The sequence below is a fragment of the Shimia abyssi genome (genome assembly GCF_003014475.1).
In the GTDB taxonomy this organism is placed as follows: Bacteria; Pseudomonadota; Alphaproteobacteria; order Rhodobacterales; family Rhodobacteraceae; genus Shimia; species Shimia abyssi.
This window is the reverse complement of sequence record NZ_PYGJ01000003.1, coordinates 83,113-105,227: the sequence shown is the minus strand read 5'-3', so window position 1 is coordinate 105,227 and position 22,115 is coordinate 83,113. Positions and strand designations below refer to the sequence as shown.

21 protein-coding genes and 1 pseudogene are annotated in these 22,115 nt (G+C 57.9%); 11 read left to right on the top strand and 11 right to left on the bottom strand.

The annotated features are described in order from the left end of the window. Window positions 1-234 precede the first annotated feature (234 nt). The 3 genes from lon to tgt all read right to left on the bottom strand — a co-directional run bounded on the left by lon (window position 235) and on the right by tgt (window position 5,020). Entirely contained in the window at window positions 235-2,640 is a 2,406-nt protein-coding gene (gene lon, locus CLV88_RS07075) for an endopeptidase La (RefSeq protein WP_106607700.1), read from the bottom strand. 272 nt (window positions 2,641-2,912) lie between these two features. Further along, the gene (locus CLV88_RS07070) at window positions 2,913-3,833 is read right to left on the bottom strand and encodes a DMT family transporter (RefSeq protein ID WP_106607699.1); all 921 of its coding nucleotides are present in this window, start codon (window positions 3,831-3,833) and stop codon (window positions 2,913-2,915) included. Between the two features lie 56 nt (window positions 3,834-3,889). Continuing rightward, window positions 3,890-5,020: a tRNA guanosine(34) transglycosylase Tgt gene (gene tgt, locus CLV88_RS07065; protein WP_106607941.1), complete on the bottom strand. Its 1,131-nt coding sequence runs from the start codon at window positions 5,018-5,020 to the stop codon at window positions 3,890-3,892. Between the two features lie 153 nt (window positions 5,021-5,173). Between tgt and CLV88_RS07060 the strand changes: the two genes are divergently transcribed. The 9 genes and pseudogenes from CLV88_RS07060 to tpiA all read left to right on the top strand — a co-directional run bounded on the left by CLV88_RS07060 (window position 5,174) and on the right by tpiA (window position 10,982). Then, window positions 5,174-6,376, top strand: coding sequence for an MFS transporter (locus tag CLV88_RS07060; RefSeq protein WP_106607698.1), 1,203 nt, complete (start codon window positions 5,174-5,176; stop codon window positions 6,374-6,376). Between the two features lie 129 nt (window positions 6,377-6,505). After that, window positions 6,506-7,396 (top strand): SPFH domain-containing protein, encoded by an 891-nt coding sequence (locus CLV88_RS07055; RefSeq protein WP_106607697.1) that lies wholly within the window; start codon window positions 6,506-6,508, stop codon window positions 7,394-7,396. Beyond that, window positions 7,396-7,671: an NfeD family protein gene (locus tag CLV88_RS07050; RefSeq protein WP_106607696.1), complete on the top strand. Its 276-nt coding sequence runs from the start codon at window positions 7,396-7,398 to the stop codon at window positions 7,669-7,671. Before CLV88_RS07055 ends, CLV88_RS07050 begins: the two co-directional genes overlap by 1 nt. Window positions 7,672-7,754: 83 nt before the next feature. After that, complete coding sequence (locus CLV88_RS07045; RefSeq protein ID WP_106607695.1) at window positions 7,755-8,669, top strand: hypothetical protein; 915 nt, start codon at window positions 7,755-7,757, stop codon at window positions 8,667-8,669. A gap of 66 nt (window positions 8,670-8,735) precedes the next feature. Next, window positions 8,736-8,813: pseudogene (locus CLV88_RS23745) on the top strand (hypothetical protein); the annotation flags it as partial. Window positions 8,814-8,843: 30 nt separating this feature from the next. Further along, complete coding sequence (locus CLV88_RS07040; RefSeq protein ID WP_243403590.1) at window positions 8,844-9,218, top strand: hypothetical protein; 375 nt, start codon at window positions 8,844-8,846, stop codon at window positions 9,216-9,218. A gap of 135 nt (window positions 9,219-9,353) precedes the next feature. Further along, window positions 9,354-9,728, top strand: coding sequence for an SUF system Fe-S cluster assembly protein (locus tag CLV88_RS07035; RefSeq protein ID WP_106607693.1), 375 nt, complete (start codon window positions 9,354-9,356; stop codon window positions 9,726-9,728). Window positions 9,729-9,756: 28 nt separating this feature from the next. Next, window positions 9,757-10,155, top strand: a complete 399-nt coding sequence (locus CLV88_RS07030; protein WP_106607692.1) for a HesB/IscA family protein — start codon at window positions 9,757-9,759, stop codon at window positions 10,153-10,155. An 83-nt stretch (window positions 10,156-10,238) separates the two neighbouring features. After that, a complete protein-coding gene (gene tpiA, locus CLV88_RS07025; RefSeq protein WP_106607691.1) occupies window positions 10,239-10,982 on the top strand; it encodes a triose-phosphate isomerase in 744 nt (247 codons plus the stop codon). 97 nt (window positions 10,983-11,079) lie between these two features. On the opposite strand, the gene CLV88_RS07020 is transcribed toward tpiA, so the two are convergent. From CLV88_RS07020 to CLV88_RS06990, 7 genes are all read right to left on the bottom strand, one after another. Continuing rightward, a complete protein-coding gene (locus tag CLV88_RS07020) occupies window positions 11,080-11,508 on the bottom strand; it encodes a hypothetical protein (RefSeq protein ID WP_106607690.1) in 429 nt (142 codons plus the stop codon). 130 nt (window positions 11,509-11,638) lie between these two features. Next, on the bottom strand, window positions 11,639-13,018 hold the full coding sequence (locus CLV88_RS07015) for a TRAP transporter large permease (RefSeq protein ID WP_106607622.1): 1,380 nt from the start codon (window positions 13,016-13,018) through the stop codon (window positions 11,639-11,641). Continuing rightward, on the bottom strand, window positions 13,018-13,683 hold the full coding sequence (locus tag CLV88_RS07010; RefSeq protein ID WP_106607621.1) for a TRAP transporter small permease: 666 nt from the start codon (window positions 13,681-13,683) through the stop codon (window positions 13,018-13,020). The genes CLV88_RS07015 and CLV88_RS07010 overlap by 1 nt, the downstream gene beginning before the upstream one ends. A 141-nt stretch (window positions 13,684-13,824) precedes the next feature. Next, window positions 13,825-14,829, bottom strand: a complete 1,005-nt coding sequence (locus CLV88_RS07005) for a DctP family TRAP transporter solute-binding subunit (RefSeq protein WP_106607689.1) — start codon at window positions 14,827-14,829, stop codon at window positions 13,825-13,827. A 453-nt stretch (window positions 14,830-15,282) separates the two neighbouring features. Continuing rightward, a complete protein-coding gene (locus tag CLV88_RS07000; RefSeq protein WP_106607688.1) occupies window positions 15,283-15,924 on the bottom strand; it encodes a PEBP family protein in 642 nt (213 codons plus the stop codon). Between the two features lie 58 nt (window positions 15,925-15,982). After that, window positions 15,983-17,209 carry a sigma-54-dependent transcriptional regulator gene (locus CLV88_RS06995; protein WP_106607687.1) on the bottom strand — a complete coding sequence of 409 codons (1,227 nt, stop codon included), beginning with the start codon at window positions 17,207-17,209 and terminating at the stop codon, window positions 15,983-15,985. Next, window positions 17,206-18,966 (bottom strand): sensor histidine kinase, encoded by a 1,761-nt coding sequence (locus CLV88_RS06990; RefSeq protein ID WP_106607686.1) that lies wholly within the window; start codon window positions 18,964-18,966, stop codon window positions 17,206-17,208. Before CLV88_RS06990 ends, CLV88_RS06995 begins: the two co-directional genes overlap by 4 nt. Before the next feature lie 176 nt (window positions 18,967-19,142). On the opposite strand from CLV88_RS06990, the gene CLV88_RS06985 reads away from it, so the two are divergent. Together CLV88_RS06985 and CLV88_RS06980 are read left to right on the top strand one after the other, a co-directional pair. Then, entirely contained in the window at window positions 19,143-20,342 is a 1,200-nt protein-coding gene (locus CLV88_RS06985) for a cytochrome P450 (RefSeq protein WP_106607685.1), read from the top strand. Between the two features lie 31 nt (window positions 20,343-20,373). Beyond that, window positions 20,374-21,534: an adenylate/guanylate cyclase domain-containing protein gene (locus CLV88_RS06980; protein ID WP_106607684.1), complete on the top strand. Its 1,161-nt coding sequence runs from the start codon at window positions 20,374-20,376 to the stop codon at window positions 21,532-21,534. Here CLV88_RS06980 and CLV88_RS06975 read toward each other — a convergent pair. After that, the gene (locus CLV88_RS06975) at window positions 21,531-21,992 is read right to left on the bottom strand and encodes an Lrp/AsnC family transcriptional regulator (protein WP_106607683.1); all 462 of its coding nucleotides are present in this window, start codon (window positions 21,990-21,992) and stop codon (window positions 21,531-21,533) included. The genes CLV88_RS06980 and CLV88_RS06975 overlap by 4 nt on opposite strands. Window positions 21,993-22,115: the final 123 nt, after the last annotated feature.

Sequence of the window (22,115 nt, the reverse complement as noted above, 5' to 3'; positions counted from 1 at the left end):
GAAGCCGCTTTTGGACTCGTCGTCGCCTTTCGGACTTTTGACGTCTTTGTGGTGCTCGACATGGGGCCCTCTCGATCTGCTTTGTTTTTTTCAACTTAGCAGGCAAACCCCAAAAATACCAGTTTCTTCTACAAAATCTCGGAGATACGGCACCCTCAGCCACAATATGCAGCGCCAAAAACAAGCACGCCCCAGACAATGCCGGGGCGTGCCAAACTCAAGTTCGAAACCAGATCAGTGCGCGGTTGCACCGGTCGATTTATCCGCTGTCAGCGCAGCTGCCGCTGCTGCTTCCTCGGCGGCTTCGTCCCAATCGATTGCCTCTGGCTCAGCCACGAGCGCCAGCTTGAGAACTTCGGACACATGTGTGACCGGGATGATGTCCAGCCCTTCTTTCACATTGTCAGGGATCTCAGCGAGATCCTTTTCGTTCTCTTGCGGGATCAGAACCGTCTTGATTCCACCGCGCAGCGCCGCAAGCAGTTTTTCCTTCAGGCCGCCAATCGGCATCGCATTCCCGCGCAAGGAAACCTCGCCGGTCATCGCGATATCCTTGCGCACCGGAATTCCGGTCAGCACAGACACAATCGACGTCACCATCGCCAGACCAGCACTCGGTCCGTCCTTGGGTGTTGCGCCGTCGGGCACGTGCACGTGGATATCGATCTTGTCAAATTTCGGCGGCTTTACTCCGATCTTTGGCGAAATCGAGCGTACATAAGAAGACGCCGCATCAATCGACTCCTTCATCACATCGCCCAACTTACCGGTGGTCTTCATCCGCCCTTTACCGGGCAGCTTCAGCGCCTCGATATGCAGCAGATCACCGCCAACGCTGGTCCACGCGAGGCCGGTGACAACACCCACCTGATCGTCCTGTTCGGCAAGCCCATACCGGAACTTCTTCACACCCAGAAAATCATCAAGATTGTCCGCGTTCACCTCGACCGTTTCCGCCGCGCCCCGCACGATCTGCGTGACCGCCTTACGGGTCAGCTTGGCCAGCTCACGCTCAAGGTTCCGCACTCCCGCCTCGCGAGTATAGGTGCGGATCATTTCCTGCAACGCCTCGTCATCAATCGAGAATTCGCCCTTTTTCAGGCCGTGGTTCTTGATCTGTTTGTCGATCAGATGCTGCTTGGCAATCTCGCGTTTTTCGTCCTCGGTGTAACCCGCCAGCGGTATGATCTCCATCCGGTCCAGCAACGGACCCGGCATGTTATAGCTGTTCGCCGTGGTTAGGAACATCACGTTGCTCAGGTCATATTCGACCTCCAGATAGTGATCCACAAACGTGCCGTTCTGTTCTGGATCCAGAACTTCCAGCATCGCAGATGCCGGATCACCCCGGAAATCCTGCCCCATCTTGTCGATCTCATCGAGCAGGATGAGCGGGTTTGTCGTCTTGGCCTTTTTCAAAGCTTGAATGATCTTGCCCGGCATCGACCCGATATAGGTCCGACGGTGTCCGCGAATTTCGCTCTCGTCACGCACGCCCCCCAGCGAGATGCGGATAAATTCACGCCCCGTTGCCTTGGCAACCGATTTGCCCAAGCTGGTCTTACCCACACCCGGAGGACCCACAAGGCACAGGATCGGTCCCTTGAGTTTGGCTGACCGCTGTTGCACAGCCAGGTACTCAACAATGCGTTCCTTGACCTTTTCCAGACCAAAGTGATCGTCATCCAGCACAAGCTGGGCTTTGTTCAGGTCTTTCTTGACCCGGCCCTTCTTGTTCCATGGAATGGACAGCATCCAATCCAGATAGTTGCGCACCACGGTGGCTTCGGCGCTCATTGGTGACATGTTCTTGAGCTTTTTCAGCTCGGCTTCGGCCTTTTCCTGCGCTTCTTTGCTCAGCTTGGTCTTACCGATCTTTTCTTCCAGCTCAGCAATCTCGCCTTCGCCCTCTTCGCCGTCACCCAGCTCCTTCTGAATGGCCTTCATCTGCTCATTCAGATAATATTCGCGCTGGGTCTTCTCCATCTGAGATTTGACGCGCGTCTTGATCTTTTTCTCGACCTGCAAAACGCTCATCTCGCCCTGCATCAGGCCATAAACCTTCTCCAGACGCTCGCTGACAGACAGCGTTTCGAGCAGCTCCTGCTTCTGCGCCACTTCAATGCCCAGATGCCCCGCAACAAGATCCGCCAAACGGGCGGATTCTTCGCTCTCGGCGACGGCTGACATAGCTTCCTCGGGGATGTTTTTCTTCACTTTAGCATAGCGCTCAAACTCGTCCGCCACCGTGCGCAACAGCGCTTCAATGGTGGCCGCGTCGCCCGGCATCTCGTTCACATATTCGGCGCTTGCCTCGAAAAACTCTTCGTTTTCAATGAACTCTGTGATCTTGACGCGGCTCTGACCCTCAACCAGCACCTTTACGGTGCCGTCGGGCAGTTTCAACAGCTGCAACACATTGGCCAAAACGCCAGATCGATAAATTCCGTCTTCAGCCGGATCATCCTCGCTGGGATCAATCTGGCTGGACAGCAGGATTTGCTTGTCATCCGCCATCACTTCTTCCAGCGCACGTACCGATTTTTCTCGCCCGACAAACAGCGGCACGATCATATGCGGAAACACGACAATGTCGCGCAGCGGCAGGACAGGATAGGATGTGTTAAGAGGCTCTTGCATGCTCTTTCCTTGTTCTTGGCAAAACGGCGCTGGTCCCGCTTGAGGCAACCAATGGCCGTTTCCGTTTCCCGGAGACTTGAGTTGGGGACGCAACGCGCCAATTTCAACCTGCTCCGATGGTGGCGCTTACCATGCCTTTGCGCGCGGCGGGGTGCAAGCGGCCTTTCAGGTCCAGTTAACGGTTTCTTGCCAATTCATAACTTTTTGACGCTGACACGTATTTGTATTGCCTAAAACTTGGCCCTCAACCGGCGCCCTCGAAACGCAAAAATTTATTGAACCCTGCGCTTACGCTGGCCAAAAACCGGCCCCAAAACCTCAATCAACGCCGATGACAGGATAAGCACAGTTCCAATCGCTTCGCGCATCCCAAACGGCTCACCGCTCAACCAGAACGCCGTCCCGACCGCCACGATCACTTCGCTCATCAGCAAAAGCCCAACGCGCCCCGGTGTTAACAAACGCGCAGGCCAGATCGTCAGAAACAGCATGGGAACCATATACAGCGACGTCGCAAGCACCAGCGGAAACGCTGCGCCAAGTTCGGAACGCATCGGCACCGCGCCTAAGGCGTCGCCAGTTACAACAATCAATCCACCAGTCACGACAAGGCTGCCCCAAGCAAAAGCCACCACCTGCGACCCCACGGAAATCGACGGATTGCGATGTAGTTGCAGCGTCCCCGCAGCCCAGGCCACACCCGATGCCAACGCGAGCCAATCCCCGGTATTGCGCGGCCACGGCACCCCGCCACCGTCCCACAAGACCGCCAGCAAACCGCCCAACCCGGCCACCAACGCCAGAGCCCGCCACAGCGTCAACCGCTCGCTCAATACCGCCACGCCCAGAATCGTGCCCCAGATCGGCGTCAGATAAAACAACAGGATGGCCCGCACCACATCCGTCAAAAGCAGGCTGGTGGCATAAAAACTAAAGGCCATGCCCGTCAGCAATCCACAGGATGCAACCGCCCAGAAATTCTGCCGGATCTGCGACCAGCTCCGAACGAGGACAGGCAGCAGCAAAACCGCCGTACACACATATAAAAGGAAGCCGGGCCAAGCCGATTGTGGGCCTGCGTGTTCAATGGCGCGTATGGGTATCCAGATCGCACCCCACATCGCGCCGCCCAGAAACAGGCCGACACTGGGGAACAGCAATCCACGGCGCGTTGGTTGACCAGCAGAGTGCATCAACAATCCCTTAATATACCGCGCGCATCAGTTTGATCGGGTCATGTGACACGCAATTAAACTGGCTCAATATCGCCCGATGCGCGTCCAGCATGGAAATCAGCCTCCCATGCCGCAAAGGAACCTGCCGCAATCGCGGTGCGCATACCGTCCATGATTTCTTGGAAATAGTGCAGGTTATGCCACGTCAACAGCATCCCCGAGATCATCTCGTTAGAGCGGAACACATGATGCAGATAGGCCCGGCTATAATTGGTACAGGCCGGGCAATTGCACGCCTCGTCTAATGGCCGCGGATCATCCGAGTGCCGCGCGTTTTTGATGTTGACCACACCGTGCCGGGTAAACACCTGTCCCGTGCGGCCAGATCGCGACGGCAATACGCAATCCATCATATCAATGCCGCGCTTGACCGCGCCCACGATGTCATCCGGTTTGCCAACCCCCATCAAATAGCGCGGCTTGTCCTCTGGCAGGTAGCCGGGTGCATAGTCAAGACAATCGAACATCGCCTCCTGCCCCTCGCCCACGGCCAGACCACCCACGGCATAGCCATCAAACCCGATCTCTTTCAGCGCCTCCGCGCTCTCTTCGCGCAGATCCGACTCAAGCCCACCCTGCATGATCCCAAACAGCGCATGTCCGGGCCGGTCGCCAAACGCGTCCTTTGATCGTTTGGCCCACCGCATACTCAACCGCATCGATTCAGCTATCCGCGCCCGATCAGCAGGCAGCGCGGGGCATTCGTCAAAGCACATCACGATGTCACTGCCCAGCAGCCGCTGTATCTCCATCGAGCGCTCTGGTGTCAGCGCGTGTTTGGACCCGTCGATATGACTTTTGAACGTCACGCCTTCTTCGGTCAGCTTGCGCAAACCCGCCAGCGACATCACCTGAAACCCGCCCGAATCCGTCAGAATGGGCCGCTCCCAGTTCATGAACTTGTGCAAGCCACCCAGCCGGTCAATCCGCTCCGCCGTCGGGCGCAGCATCAAATGATACGTATTGCCCAGCAAAATATCTGCGCCCGTGGCGCGCACGCTTTCGGGCATCATCGCTTTTACTGTCGCCGCTGTCCCAACGGGCATAAACGCCGGCGTGCAAATATCTCCGCGTGGCGTATTGATAACGCCCGTGCGCGCAGCACCATCTGTTGCCTTTAGCTCAAAGGAAACCTTACTCGACATGCCCATAGTATCCCGCAGTTTTTGCTGATCGCAGCCTTTTGCGCCAATTGCTGTCCCTTGCCAAGCCCGCGCCATCAATTTCACGACCTGCCCGCGCGTTAACGGTTCAAACGGCCATGGTGGCGTTCCGTTTTCTCCTCTAACACTGGCACCATGCGCCTTTCGTACAAAATGTCTCTGTTTGCCATCTTCCTGCTGTGGATCGCAGGGCTGACAGCCGCTGCGCAGTTTTCCAAAATCGCAGTACCCTTTGATCTTGTTCAGGCCACCTACCCAAATGCAGGGGCCTCTATCGGATGGCTCCTGACCCTGATCAGCGCGCTTGGGGCCGTGTTTGGTATGGTCGCGGGTACCTTGGCGGGTCACATTGGCAGCTTTCGCATCCTTATCGCCGCGCTCTGTCTGGGGGCGGCCTGTTCGCTTTGGCAGGCCACGCTGCCTGCGCTGCCTCTGATGATGCTCGCTCGCCTGATCGAAGGTCTGTCTCATCTTGGTATCGTCGTCGCCGCACCGACACTGATCGCCCAGATCAGCCCGGATCGCCTGCGCGGCGCGGCGCTTTCCCTTTGGAGCACCTTCTTCGGCGTCAGCTTCGCCTTAACAGCTTGGCTCGGCTTGCCGCTGACACAATCGTCGGGGCTTGAAGCCCTGTTCCTGTCTCATGCCAGCGCCATGGCCGCGCTCGCCATCGCTCTGTTCCTGATCCTAAAAGGTGCGCCGCTTCACGCCGGAAAAGTGCAGGGCGCGGACCGCCCTCCGCTGTCCGTTCGCAACATCTCGCGCCAACACGTTCAGTCCTACAGCTCGCCCTATGTGTCTGCGGCGTCGCTGGGGTGGGTGTTTTACACGCTGACATTTGTCTCGCTCCTCACCTTGTTGCCCCCGCTCCTACCCACCGATACCCGCACCGCAATTGTCGGCGCAATGCCGCTGGCCAGTATCCTCGTTTCCCTCGTCTGCGTCCCCCTCTTGCTGACCCGCATCACAGCTGTCCGCGTGGTCTCCCTCGGCTTTTGCCTCTCCGTGCTGGTGCTTTGCCTGTTGCCGCTTGGCATGCCGGTCGGCGTGGTCGCCGTTGCACTCTTTGCGACACTTGGGTTGGTTCAGGGCGCAACCTTCGCCGCCGTTCCACAGCTCAACTCATCACTTGAAACCCGTGCACTGGCCAATGGCGCACTGGCTCAGATGGGCAATATTGGCAACCTTCTGGGCACCCCGATCCTTCTGATCCTGATCACTCAGGCCGGTCCGTCCCTCGCCTTTACCTGCATCGCCGCGCTCTATGCTCTCGGCGCTTTAACCCATGAATACCTGAACTGGCTACGCCGCAGACGCGGCCAAACCCAAAGCCCCTGACCCAACAAATAGTCCAGCCTTACCGTAAGATTCTACAAGACAGCCCGGCCATTTCGCGACATACCAGACTTGAAAATAAGCGATTCAACCACAATTTGTATACTGTAGTATACTAAAACGGAGCTTTTGATGTCGGAAGACTTCATCCTAGACCTGTTATCCGCCAATCTTGTTCTGGTCCTTGCGGCGATTTTCCTCGTGATCATCATCCTCAAGGGCATTCGCATCGTGCCCCAATCCGAGAAATTCGTGATCGAACGATTTGGCCGTCTGCACGCCGTGCTCGGACCTGGCATAAACTTTATCGTGCCCTTCCTCGATGTCGCCCGCCACAAAATCTCGATCCTGGAACGCCAGCTCCCTACAGCCTCGCAGGACGCAATCACTAAGGATAACGTGCTGGTTCAGGTCGAAACCTCCGTGTTCTACCGCATCACCGAGCCAGAGAAGACCGTGTACCGCATCCGCGACGCCGACGCCGCCATCGCCACCACTGTGGCCGGGATTGTTCGCGCTGAGATCGGCAAGATGGATCTGGACGAGGTGCAGTCCAACCGCTCGCAACTGATCACCACAATCAAAACCGCCGTCGAAGACGCAGTGGACGATTGGGGCATCGAAGTCACCCGCGCCGAAATCCTTGACGTGAACCTTGATCTCGCCACCCGCGAAGCGATGCTGCAACAGCTTAACGCAGAACGCGCCCGCCGTGCGCAGGTGACCGAGGCCGAAGGCGCCAAACGCGCCGTCGAACTCAACGCCGACGCCGAGCTTTACGCCGCCGAGCAAACCGCCAAGGCCCGCCGCGTGTCCGCAGATGCCGAGGCCTACGCCACCTCTGTCGTCGCCGCCGCAATCAAGGAAAACGGGCTTGCCGCCGCGCAATACCAGGTCGCACTCAAACAGGTCGAAGCCCTCAGCGCCCTGGGCACCAGCGAAGGCAACCAAACCGTTGTCCTGCCCGCCGCCGCGCTCGACGCCTTCGGAGATGCCTTTAAGCTGCTCAAAGGAGGTAAGTGATGGCCGAACTCCTGACCATCTGGTGGGTCTGGTTCGCCGCCGCGCTGGTGCTGGCCATTGTCGAAATGCTCCTGCCCGGCTTCATCTTCCTCGGCTTCGCCATTGGCGCGGCCGTGGTTGGTCTCCTGATGCTCACCCCTTTCGCACCGGCCTCCATCCCGGTGCTCCTGTTGATTTTTGCCGCCCTGTCCTTAGCCGCATGGCTCATCCTGCGCCGCATCTTTGCGCTACCGCACGGACAGGTAAAAACTTTCAACCACGACATCAACGACTGACCTGACGCCCATTGGCGTCGCGCCAATCCCCTGCAGCCCTGTCGCCATTGATTAACGCAATTCTGGCGACAGGGGCCTTCCCCATGACACATGTCGAGCGCATCGACGCCCTCACCCGAAACGCCCGCAGCACATGGTTCGGCCTGCTCTCGGCGCTCTTGTTTGTCGGCATCACCCTCATGGGGGTCGAACATATCGACTTCTACGGTGTCAACCGCGCCACCGACCTGCCCCTGATCAACGTCTCCGTGCCCACGCCGCTGTTCTTTTACGCAGCCCCCGTGCTCACCGCCGCCATCTACGGCTATTTCCACCTCTACCTGATCCGCCTCTGGGACGCCTTGGGCGAGGCCCCCTCGCGCCCCGATGGCTACCTCCTTGGCAATGCCATCGCCCCGTGGCTCGTCACCGACGCGGCCCTGCACCTGCGCAATCGCCTGCGCGGCGACAATTGCACCACACCCCGCGCTTTGGAAGGCGCGGCCATGTTGCTCAACATCCTGCTGGCATGGGGCTTCGGCCTCTTCATCCTGACATGGCTCTGGATCGAGTCCATGACCGCCCGAAACCTAGTTATGACTCTGATCGCCGCGATCAGCCTCCTCGCTGCCGCGCTCAGCGCTTATGCCAGCCTGCGCGTCATGTGGTACCGAATGAACGGCGACATGTCGGATTCACCTGCACGCCTTTTCCGATCTCCCCACATGATCGCAGCAATCGCGATTGCCGTTCCGTCCGCACTCACTGTCACCTATGCCCGTACAACTGAACCCATTTTCGGCATTTTTCTAGCCCCCATCGATCTCACCGGCCAGGACATCGTCGACCCCCCCACCAACTGGCGTCCCTACGACATCGCGCGCGCCGAATATCTTGACACATGGTGTAAACGCGCAATGAACACCTGTGTGGCAAGCGAAGCCCCCCCAGTAACATTCGAAGCCGAATGGAAAACCCGCCGCAGTACAGAAATCGCCCTGCTCAAAAAACCTTCTTGAACCGGGGTCGGCGCACACCGCCCAGATTTCAGAGACGCACAGCTTGGCAATACGTTTCTGCCCGGCGTGACTCTCAACCACGCGCAAATGCAGGGGATAGACCTCATCTACGCGCAAATGCAGGGGGCATACCTCTTCGGCGCGTTGTTGACAGGCCGTGATCAAGCGCTGCTTGTGTCACTATCAACTAATCTCAGCGCGAGCACAAACAATGGCGGCGCGCTGAGATTTGTTGATTTTAGCAGCGCGCAAATCGACGCACAAACAGATTGGCGCAATGCCTTCTTTGATACCTCGGTCATTGTTCCCGATTCCATGCGCGCCCAAATCGGCCAACCCTGCCTTTTGGACCGATTTTACCAAAACCCAGAGCCGCTCAGCGACGAAAAATTCTTTGGCCAATGGCGCGGTTGGCTCACACTCGATCCAGGCTGGGACGACCGCAGTTGGCCCATCCTCGCCTCACCCGAATACCACAAGGTCCCGCTCATCCCGCCTCCCGCCGGTTGCACGTGGCACACCGACCCCATCGCAACCGATGCCAACTGACCCAAAAACCGCACCGACGCGATACCGACACAATACCGACGTTATACCGACGTGCCATTTTGCGACCTTTGCCCCACTTTACGCCGCCGTTCAGATTTCCTATATGAAAAACTCAGGAATGACGCAGGACTTGAAATGACCCAGGCACCAGACCCCGCCGCAAACGCTATGGAAGGCGCGCCCCTTATCGCCCCCTCCAGCACCGATCACCCCCTGCACGAGCAGGCGGTCGAGGCATGCCGTTCGGTCTATGACCCCGAAATCCCGGTCAATATCTATGACCTCGGGCTAATCTATACCATTGATATCACAGAAGAAAATGATGTCAGCGTAATCATGACCCTCACCGCGCCCGGCTGTCCGGTCGCAGGTGAAATGCCCGGCTGGGTGCAAGAGGCGATTGCCGGTGTTGGCGGCGTGCGCAATGTCGGCGTCGAGCTGGTCTGGTCCCCGCCATGGGGCATGGAAATGATGTCCGACGAGGCCCGGCTCGAGCTGGGTTTCATGTAATACCCCAACGGGTTAAGGAGCGAAGCTAATGTTTGGCATCCCCGGCAAAAACGCGGTGAGCATCACCCCGGCCGCCGCGACTCAAATCTCCAAACTCATGGCCCGCGAGGGTCATGCTGGCCTGCGCATCGGCGTCAAAAAAGGCGGCTGCGCGGGCATGGAATACACCATGGACTACGTGACCGACACAGACCCCCATGACGAGGTGGTTGAACAGGATGGCGCCCGTGTGATGATCGCTCCAATGGCCCAGATGTTCCTGTTTGGCACCGAGATCGACTACGAAGTATCCCTGCTTGAATCCGGTTTCAAATTCAACAACCCCAACGTCGCAGACGCCTGCGGCTGCGGAGAATCCATTAAATTCAAGGATGTAGAAGAGCTGACCGAGGAACGGGCCGCGGACGCACCACCCAAGCTCGCCTGATCTGCAATCCCCCCTTGACCTTGCAGCCGCGACCGCAGAAAAACGTCCTATACTTCACTCATTGAATGAACAGGGATGGATACATGCGTCGCAAACTGGCCGCCGGAAACTGGAAAATGAACGGCTTGGGTGCCGCCCTCGAAGAGCTGCGCACCCTCGCCACTACACCCGTGCCAGACAATACTGACATCCTGATCTGCCCGCCCGCAACCCTGCTCAGTCGCGCCGCTGAGGTTGCTGGCCACGTCGCGATCGGCGGCCAGGACTGCCACGCCAACGCAACCGGCGCCCACACCGGCGACCTCTCCGCCGAGATGCTGCGCGACGCGGGCGCCACCTCTGTCATCCTCGGCCACTCCGAGCGCCGCGCCGACCATGACGAACACGACGAAGACGTGCGCGCCAAAGCCCGCGCCGCCTGGGAAGCGGGTCTCACCGCCGTGATCTGCGTCGGTGAAAGCCTTCAGGAACGCGAAGCGGACAACACCCTCGACATCATCGGCGGCCAACTTGCCGGATCCATCCCCGACGCCGCCACCGGAGAAAACCTTGTGGTCGCATATGAACCGATCTGGGCCATCGGTACAGGCAAAGTTCCAACCACCGCGCAAATCGGCGACGTGCATGATTTCATCCGCGCCCGTCTTGAACGCCGCTTTGGTCCTGGCGTTGGCCGCTCTGTCCGCCTGCTATACGGCGGCTCGGTAAAGCCTTCAAATGCCGCGGAAATCTTTGCCGTCCCCAATGTAGACGGCGCGCTTGTCGGAGGTGCCAGCCTCAAGGCAAGTGATTTTTCCGGCATCATAGACGCCCTCAGCATGGCCTGAGCGCGCGCTCCGTCGCCCTAGCGGGCGGCCTCGCATTTCTCAATGTTCCAAAATACTTGGGGGATTTGCTGCCTCGCAGCGAGGGGGTACCGCCCCCTTAATTCGCCACCGACGCGATCTTCAATCCCCAGGTTGTAGCGCCATTGTCATCGGCAAATTGCAGTCCTGTCAGCTCCGACGCCCCGCCTTTGAAAACAGCCAGGATCACGTCTTCGGTCAGATGATTGCTCAGCACCCAATACCACGTCTTGCCGGATATCCCCGACAGATTCTCCAGCTTGGGTGCAAGAATGTTGGCCAAAAGGGTCGATGCCTGTTTCGGCCCCATTTTCACCAGCGCCTTTCCATGCTCGCCGTCAATATGAATCGGCTCAATCGGCTCGCCTGCAGGTACTTCGCGGGTCAAGGTCACGTCCAACCCCGGCAACGGGCTATCCGATGGCGCGCTCCCAGAAAAGGTAAGCGCCTGCCCCGGCAACAGAACCGCCGCTGTAACGAATAGGAATTTGCGTTTGGTAAGTGGCATCCGACCCTCCGGCAAGATTTCAATTCGGAACGTTTTACCATTCACTCCAAACTCACACATTGACTCATATCAGAAACGCAAAACGGCCCCGCACCTTGGTACGGGGCCGTTTTTTCTCAATTCACTCGGATCAATTTGTAATGATCTCCGGCCCCATAAATGTATTGGGCAAGAAGGTTGAAATTGCCGGAATATAGGTAATCATGATCAGGAACACGAACAGCACCGCGAGGAACGGCAGCGCCGCGCGCACGACGCTCATCATCGGCATTCCGGCCACGCCCGAAGTCACAAACAGGTTGAGACCCACAGGCGGCGTGATCATCCCGATTTCCATGTTCACCACCATGATGATGCCCAGATGGATCGGATCAATACCCAGCTGAATAGCAATTGGGAACACCAGCGGTGCAACAATCACCAACAGGCCCGATGGCTCCATGAACTGACCACCGATCAACAGGATCACATTGACCACCACCAGGAACATGATCGGACCAAACCCGGCATCCAGCATTGCGCCTGCGATATGCTGTGGCACCTGCTGTTCCGTCAAAACATGCTTCAGGATCAACGCATTGGCGATCACAAACAACAGTGTGACCGTTAGCTTACCGGCCTCAAACAACGTGTGTTTGGTATCACCGTGAAAGAACGCCGTCACAATCGACAGAGGCTTTTTCAACAGGCTGCTCTTGGTGCCGCCATTGGCCTCCTCCGAGAGTGGCCCCATGTCCTTGTAGATGAACGACGCAATCAGGAACGAATAGACAGCGGCCACAGCGGCGGCTTCGGTTGGGGTAAAGATACCCCCATAAATCCCGCCCAGAATGATCACGATCAGGAACAGGCCCCACCCGGCTTCGCGCCCGGCGGTAAAGATCTCTCCCCACCCCTGCCAGTCGCCTTTGGGCAGGTTCTTAACCTTGGCCATGACATAGATCGTCACCATCAACATGATGCCCGCCATCAGGCCCGGAATGACCCCGGCAAGGAACATACGACCAACCGACACCTCAACAGCGGCGGCATAGACCACCATCACAATTGAGGGCGGAATGAGAATACCCAGCGTGCCCGCGTTACAGATCACACCAGCGGCAAATTCCTTGGAATACCCTACCTGACGCATGCCCGCGATCACGATAGACCCAATCGCCACAACCGTCGCAGGCGACGACCCGGACAGGGCCGCAAACATCATACAGGCAAACACACCGGCAATTGCCAGACCACCGGGCAAATGCCCCACGCAAGCAATCGAGAACCGGATAATCCGCCGCGCCACACCACCCGTTGTCATGAACGACGACGCAAGGATAAAGAACGGGATCGCCAAAAGGGTGAAATGCCCCTCAAAGGCCTCGAACAATGTGCCCGCGACCGACGCCAGCGTGGCGTCCGAGAACAACAGCAGGAACATGATTGAACTGAGGCCCAGAGACACTGCAATCGGCACCCCGATCAGCAACAAACCAATCACCATCGCAAAGAGAAGAACAACTTCCATCAGCCCTGCTCCCCCTGCTGTGCACGTACTTCTTCGATCTCGTCTTCCACCTCGTGGCTGGCCACCAGACGGTCGGTTTCACCGCGCCAGATCTGCATCGCCGCCTGCGCAAAGCGCAATACCAGCAACAGCATCGACACCGGCAACACCAGATATGGCACCACCTTGGGCAGCTTCTCGTATTCGTCTCCGTAGTTGATCAGGTCTTCCAAAAACCGCAAAAAACCAACCATCGGCACATCCTGTACCTCATAGAAACTCTGGCTGCGGAACTTGTCGGCAAATCCGGTCGGGAACCAGCGCCCCGATGTGGGCGGCAGATCGGCAAACACCGCCCAGTAATCATACGCGCCCTTCAGCAGCAGCAGCGAAAACACCAGACAGCACCCGACCGAGATGATCCCCATCACCCGCGCCGCGCCCGGTGACACCATGTTCAGGATCGCATCGACCCCCAGATGGCTGTGTTTCTTGACCGCATAAGAGGCGCCAAGCAGCACCAGCCAGCCAAACATGAACACTGTCAGTTCCAGCGCCCATAAAATATTAGAGTTGAACCCGAACCGGGCAATCACGTTGGCAAAGGTCACCACCGTCATCAGCCCCAAGAGAAGCGCAATCAGCGTCTCCTCGATCTGGTCCACAAAGCTATGCTTCGTTTGCATTGTTCCCGTGTCCCGTCTGTGCCCCGTCAAAAATCTTGTCCCAACCGGGTGTTTCTGATCGTGGCTTTAGATACAAAACGGGCGGACCATTCGCGGCCCGCCCGCCTTCACTATCCCGTAAAGTATAATTACATTAAGGACTTAGCCCGCAGCGTTAATCGCTTGTGCTGCATCGATGTTGTCTTGACCAACGTCCTTAGAGAACTTGTCCCAAACCGGACGCATGGTTTCGACCCACTCCAGACGCTGTTCCGGTGTCAGCGAACGGATGGTGCCGCCTGCATCGATGATCGCCTGCTTCGCTGAGTTGTTCACAGCGGTAGATTCCATGTTCCGTGTGTGGGTCACTTCGGCCAGAATGATCAGGAACTGATCACGCACTTCCGGCTCAAGGCTCTCCAACCAGTCAACGCTGGTTACAACCAGATAATCGATGATGCCGTGGTTGGTCTCGGTGATGCCGTCCTGCACTTCAAAGAACTTCTTGCCATAGATGTTGGACCAGGTGTTTTCCTGACCGTCGACAACACCTTGCTGCAACGCGCCGTAAACTTCCGAGAACGCCATTTTCTGAGGCGATCCGCCGATCGCTTCCATTTGCGCCACCAGAACATCCGACGACTGAACGCGGAATTTCAGACCATCCGCATCACTTGGTGAAACCAGCGGTACATTGGCTGACATCTGTTTCATGCCATTGTGCCAATACCCCAGCCCCTGAAGGCCGCGGCGCTGCATGCTGTTGAGCAGGCCCTGACCGGCATCCGACGCCTGAAATGCATCCACCGCGTCCACGTCTTTGAACATAAAGGGCAGATCAAAAATGCGGAATTGCTTGGTGAATTTTTCAAACTTGGACAGCGAAGGTGCCGCCAGCTGAACGTCGCCCTGCAACATGGCTTCCAGAACCTTGTTGTCATTGTAGAGGGTCGAGTTTGGGAACACCTCCATGCAGGCCTTGCCGTTCATCTCGTCGTTCACGCGCTGTGACAGCAAAGACGCCGCAATCCCCTTGGGGTGTTTGTCCGTGTTGGTCACGTGGCTGAACTTGATAATGATTTCGCCCTCGTCACAGGCCGCCTGAGCGGCGGTGCCGCCGGTGACGGCCAATGCAAGCGCAGTTGCGGCAGTTGCTAGAAATTTCATGGGTTCTCCTCCCCGATAATTGAATCCCTGGACGCGCCTCTTGAATATCGGAACGTCGCTACCCAACTCTCCACTCAGAGAGGCGACCTCTCAACAAATTGTTTTGCAATTCGCCAAATCGCGTATTTTTCGAGCATATTCAAATAAATACGCGATAACCTTGTGTGTGAACTGAAACATAACCTTGCCAGTCGTGCGGAATTCCGCACGCCCAAACAGCAGCCTTGTGCGGATTTTCGCACAATCTTCGCAAACGCAGTGCTGCCATCCGACAGGTCTGGCATGAATGACCTGATTCGATCTTCTTACCTTAGCGAATCGCGTCACTGATGCCCCAAGCGAAGAAATCGCACACCGCCGCCTAACACAGACAGGCACCTCCAGGCGGTAAGCGAACAAGCCGGCACAGCTTTGTTCGGTCAAAACGCCTCCTGCTCCAGGCCGCGCCTCCCCCTACTTCACAACCAACCGACACAGTATCGTGTTGTCCGTTTCCAGATCAGGCCCCCAGATCAGCGCAGCACTCTGGTCCCAGTTGATCCGGTCATACCCATCTTTGGGGCGTACATCGCGTACAGAATACTCTTTCGCTGCTGCCCACCCGGACGCGTCAAAATTCGGGCGGTCCCAGCCATCAGGCGCTTCTTTTGCCTCAAACGTACAAGCCCCTTGCCCTGCAACGGGCGCGCTGCCACGCGCACAGGTTTTGTCCAACGGCGCTTTGTGGATGACCAGACACTGCCAGCTTGCATCGCTCACCGCCGCAACATCGCCCCCGGCGCTCAGCACTTGCAGGATCACCCCGCCATCACCCATTTGCTGACGGCGGGTGCCGATGTACTCCAGCCCGCTGTCGTTCTCCTTGAAATCCTTGGCAATCAGCCCAATCACAAAGGGCCGTTCTGCCTCAAACCCAAAGCTTTCAGCGTTAAACGAACGCTCTGTGGTTATCGGCACACTGTCCTGAGCAACCATTTCGCCATTTACGTTGAACTGAAACCAATTGTCCGCCCAGACATCGGCACGAAACGTCTCTGCTGTCGCCGCCCCGCCCCCCAAGCCCAGCGCAATCACGCATATTCCAATGATACGCATGGCGCACCTCCATTGTTGCAATGGCACTTCTACGCACCGCGCCGGGATATCCGTCGTGTCAGCGAAACTCCTCCGGCTTCAGTCCATATTTTGCCAACTTGTCATACATAGTTTTGCGCGGCAGCTTCAGTGCCTCTGCGGCCACAGCCGCCCGGCCGCCATGCCGCCGCAGCGCCTCGACCAGCAATGACCGTTCAACCTGCGCCATCTGCTCGGCCAGCCCAAGCCCGCCACCTTGCGTCTCTTCGCCAGATAAGCCGAGAACAAACCGCATCGCCACGCTCATCAGCGCGCGCGCATTGCCCGGCCAGTCCCGCGCCATCAACCCGGACACCACCTCGGGTGTCACTTCTGGGGCAATCACACCAGATTGTTCCGCGGCCTGCGCCACGTAGTGGCGAAACAGCACCGGAATATCTTCGGGCCGTTCGGATACAGACGGAATACGCACCTGCAATGCATCCAGCCGGTAATACAGATCACCATGCAGCCGACCGGCCTGCACCGCTTCCTGCAGCTGTGCCGCTGACCCAAAGATCATCCGAGGGTGCGTGCCTTGTTCCATGATCGACATCAGCGTAAATTGCGTTTCCATTGGCATCGCCTGGATCTCATCCAGAAACAGGCTCCCTCCCGTCGCATCGGCAACAACCTCGTGCAACCGTCCTGACGTCATGCCAGCGGCTGTATGTTTGCCAAACGGGCCTTTGCCTTGCGCGGAACAAAGATGGATGACCTCGGCCACCTTGGAAATCCCGGTCCCCGGTGCACCCGTGACCAGCACCTCCGCTCCAATCCGCGCCACCCTCCGCACTGTATCGCGCAACCCATTGGCCAACGCGCTGTCGCCAAACAGCATCCGCGCCGCCGCGTCCCCAGTCTCCAGTTGTTCCTTGAGTCGCCGATTTTCCAGCGCCATATCTCGCGCTGACACCGCCCTGTTGATCACCCCGACCAATTCCGCTGGCGCGCAGGGCTTTTCCAGAAACCCAAATGCCCCCATCGCCATCGCCCGAACCGCCATCGGAATGTCACCTTCGCCCGTCAACAGTATCACAGGCAAGGCTGCGTCCGTGCCTTGAGTAAACTCCAACAGATGAAACCCATCCCGTCCTGGCATTCGCATATCCGACAGGATCACCCCGGCAAACTCGCGCGTGATATGGTCCTTGGCCTCCACAAACGATCCCGCCGCGATCACGTCAAACTCTTCCAGCTCCAGCGTCTGCGTCAGCGCCTCGCGCACCATCGGGTCGTCATCCACCACCAAAACCGGCGCGCTCATGCCACCTGATCCTCTTGCCAATACTCAAGCTCTACCGTGAACACCGCACCACCATCCTCTGCATTTGTCCCGCGAATGTTTCCCCCAAAACTCTGCACCAGACCATAGGAAATCGACAGGCCCAGCCCCATACCCTCAGAACTACCCACCTCTCTCGTGGTGTAAAACGGATCAAATATCCGATCCGGCTCGGCAATACCCGGCCCCGTGTCGCGTACCACTACACAAAGCCGCGGGCCCGCCTCCAGATCAATCGTAATCGCCTTTTTCGGCGCATCCACCATGGCATCGGCGGCGTTGTTGATCAGGTTCACAAACACCTGCCCCAAGCGAACCTCCCCCCCCAACGCATAAACCGGCGTGCCCTTGGCATTCCAACTGAGGGTAATGTCATCCTGACGCAACCGCGCTTCGGTCAGTTCAACCGCTTGCCCGATCACAGCGCGCAAATCTACACGCCCCATAGGCTCACTCTCATTGCGGGCAAAGGCGCGCAGGTTCTTGATGATACGCGCCATACGCGTGGCCATCTGCGCAATCCGTCCAAGGTTCTCTCCAGCCTTCTCGGTGCGCCCCTTGTCCAGAAATCGCTCACCATTCTCTGCAAAGCTCTGGATCGCCATCAACGGCTGATTCAACTCATGACTGATCCCCGCACTCATCTGCCCCAGTGCGCTCAGCTTACCTGCCTGCACCAGATCCGCCTGTGCGCGCTTCAACGCGGCTTCGGCATCTTGACGCTCCAAAATCTCGCGGCGCAGGGCAATGTTCGTGTCGCTGAGCGCCTTGGTGCGCGCCGCAACCCGCTCTTCCAGCTCCACATTTGCCTCTGCCAAGACCCTGCGGCGTTCCACCGCCTGCCACAGGAACAGCCCCAGCACCATCGCGACCGCCGCAACAAATGCAGCCTGCAACCCCGCCAGCCGCAATGCCGGGGCCACGTCCACAAGCGCCTCTCCCTGCATTTCGATCAGCGGCAAATCCTGCACGATATGTAATGCCCGCGCTGGAATATACGGCCCCCAATCGACACGCCACAGCTCGTGCCCCGAGCGATAAAACTCGCGAAACGGCGGGGCGGCCCCGACCGGGGGCACAAGGCCACTGTCGCCGCCGCGTCGCTGCCACAACAACAGCTCGGATCGGTTGGAAATGAAAACTTCGCCCACCAGGTCCACAAAATAAACTGCCGGCCCATCGCCGCGCCAATTCTCTTCGACAATCTCAATGTCGACGATCACCACCAGCACCGCCACCACGCGCCCGTCAGGCCCAAAACTGGGCGACGCAAAGTAAAACGCCCGCTGCCCGTCCTGCGTCACCACCGCATGATGCGTCCCCAAAGCGCCGTGCAAAGCGCGCTCAAAATACGGTGTGTTCAGCAAATCACGCGCCGGTACAGCCGCACCGTGGGCCGATACAATCACCGCGCCATCTGCCCGCGCAAACACCAGATCCAGCGCCGCAGTCTTGTCTGCCGCATCCAACAGCAATGCCTCAGCCGCCGCCGTATTCCCCTCCCCCTGAACCAAAGCCGCCAGCGTGGGATGTTCGGCCATCAACACAGCCAGCTCCTGATAGCGCCGCAACTGCGCCGTCAACCGATCCGCCTCCAGCGCCAGATCAGCTTCGCCACGTTGTGCCAACTGGTCCAGCGCCTGACCATATCCCACGCGCCAGACCCCCCCGGCCACCACCGCAAGCGCCAATAAAAACAGCGCAAAGATCGCGCCCCGATGTCGTATCCAAGTCCTCATCTAGAACACCCTAAACCCAACATCGCCTTACTGCGAGCCGCGATCATGGCATCTCCACGCAAAAACACCCTCGCATCAAATACGTCACCCAACATCAAACTCGAATCTGCGCGCGGTAGCGCACAATTGGATCACGCCCCCTTGCCTTTCCCCGCTTGCCGTAGAAACTGCGCCGCATGATCACGTTGCACCAATCCCCGACCGACCCGGCCTTTGTCCAAAATCCTTACAGTTTCTATGAACAGGCCCGCACACAGACAAAACTGTTTCACTGGCAGGATTACGACATGCCTGCCGTGCTGTCGCATGCGATGGTCAATATGATCTTCAAGGATCGTCGTTTTGGGCGCGAGGTTCCGCCCGAGCTGGCCAAGCCGATCCCGCAGCATCTCGAACCTTTCTATGCCGTGGAAAATCACTCCATGCTCGAACTCGAGGGGCCGCGCCACAAACGGCTGCGCTCCCTTGTGTTGCGCGCCTTCACCAGCCGCGCCATCACCGATTTGCGCCCCGGTATCGAAACATTGTGCCACTCCCTGATCGACGCCTTTCCGGATCAGCCTCACAATCTCCTTGCAACCTACTGCGATCAGGTGCCCGTAATTACAATTGCACGCCTGCTGGGTGTGCCTGATGACATGGCGCCGCAATTCCTGCGATGGTCCCATGCGATGGTCGCCATGTATATGGCCAGCCGCACCCGCGCAGATGAAGACGCTGCCGCGGCAGCTGCATCCGAATTCTCCACCTTCCTGACCGACTATATCAATACCCGCCGCAAAACGCCGCGTGACGACCTGATCACCCGTCTGATCGAAGCCGAGGAAGAGGGCGAAAAGCTCTCAACACCCGAACTGATCACGACCTGCATACTTGTGCTAAACGCCGGGCACGAGGCCACGGTGCACTCGCTGGGCAACGGCGTGAAAACCCTGCTCGAACAGGGCTCCGACCTCTCCTGCCTTCTGCCAAATGCCATCGACACAACGGTCGAAGAAATCCTGCGCTACGACCCGCCGCTGCACATGTTCACCCGCTACGCTTATGAGGATATCGAGGTCGCCGGTCATACTTTCAGACGCGGCGATCAGGTCGCCTTGCTGCTGGGCGCGGCCAATCGCGACCCCGGCGTCTGGGACGAACCGGACCAGTTCCGCCCAAACCGCCCCATCGTCACCAACACCAGCTTTGGCGGCGGCATCCATTTCTGCGTCGGTGCGCCGCTTGCGCGCCTCGAAATGCAGATCGCCCTGCCCATCCTGTTTGACCGCTGCCCAAATCTACGCTTGACCCAACCTCCAGCCTACGCCAACACCTACCACTTTCATGGCCTTTCTCGGTTAGAAGTGTTCTCGGATACGTCACCAAGGGGTTGAATTCATATTTTTAGGCACTGACACTAGCTCAATGAATGCTAAATCCCTGTCACAACACGACCTGAACACTTGGCTCATTACCGAAGGACGCCTGATTGGTGATCCCGAGGCCGTCGTTCGAGAATACTGTGAGCGGCTGGTCATCATGGGTGTGCCTCTGGTACGGGTTCGGGTGGCACAGTCCTACTCAAACCCCATTCTCAGCGCATGGGGCATTATCTGGACACCGGAAACAACTCACAAATACGTAATCCGCGCCACGGTCCTCAATACCTCGGCTTGGAAAGGCAGCCCATTCGAGCACATCTCGACCAAGGGCACGTCACTGCGAAAACGCATCATGGATCTAGATCTTTCTCAGGAACATAGCCTTTATTCCGAACTGGCCGAAGATGGTGCAACCGATTTCTTTGTCATTCCTCTCAGATACAGCAACGGCACCGTTCAGGGCGCGAGCCTTACCACCAATTGCGCCACCGGGTTTACCGACGATCAACTCGACCTTGTCGAAGGCACCCGCCACGCTCTGGCCGCCGCGATGGAGCCGATTTCCATGCGTGAATCCCGTCAAAGCCTGTTGCGCACCTATCTGGGCGAGGCTCCGGCCACCGAAATCGGCCACGGACATATCCGGCGGGGCGAGCATCGCTCGGTCTCGGCCGCCATCCTTGTCGCCGATCTTCGCGGCTTTACCGCCAAATCTGAATCCTGGCCCGAAGCTAAACTTTTGAACCACATGGGAGATTACTTTGAAATCATCGTCGATGCTGTGCGCGCAAATGGGGGCGACGTTCTGAAATTCATGGGGGATGGCGTGCTGGCCATCTTTGCCCAAGAGTCCGCTGCACAGGCGTGTGCAGCCGCCGTGGCCGCCTCCCGTGACTCGCTGGATCGGCTGGCAAAGTTCAACCAAAGCGCCACCAAGGAGAACCGCGAACAGATCGACTTTGTCCTTAGCGCCGATTTCGGCCGGCTCACTTTCGGCAATATAGGCAGTCCCGACCGGCTCGACTACACCGTGGTTGGGCCGCCCGTGAACATCGCCAGTCGCTTACAAGGTCTGTGCAAGACCCTAGGGCATAAGGCTTTGTTTACTTCTCATGTAGCCGAACACGCGCCGCAACTTGGCCAGAGCATCGGACAACACCCCATTCGCTGCGTCCATAACCCGATCGAATTGTTCCAAATCTAAAGCGGCAACATCGTTGTCGACTTGATTTCTTCCATCGACAGCAATGCGGTTACATTGTGCACTTTCACCTCTGAAATCAGCGCCTGATAAAACGTGTCATAGGCCCGCGCATTCTGCACCTGCACTTTCAGGATATAGTCGATATCCCCAGCCAATCTGTGCGCCTCCAACACTTCGGGGCGTTCACGCAATGCTTTCAAAAACTTAGCCTGCCAATCCGCTTCATGCTCAGATGTGCGGATCAACACGAAGAAACAGGCCTCAAAACCCAGCGCCTCAGCATCCAGTAAAACCGTCTGCTGTCGGATCACGCCCGCCTCGCGCAGCTTGCGAATCCGGTTCCACACTGGCGTCTTTGACGACCCCACGCGCTTGGCAATTTCATCCAACGATTGCGCCGCATCACGTTGCAACTCGCCAAGGATTTTCTTGTCCATCTCGTCTATTCGCAATGACATCCCAATTTCCCTCGGATTCTAGAACAACCGTGCCCCTCGGCCAATCAACCAGAACGTATGTTTCTATTTTCGCCAATATCTAGCGGATATGGGGGAATATTTCCTATATTGCAGCTTAAGTCA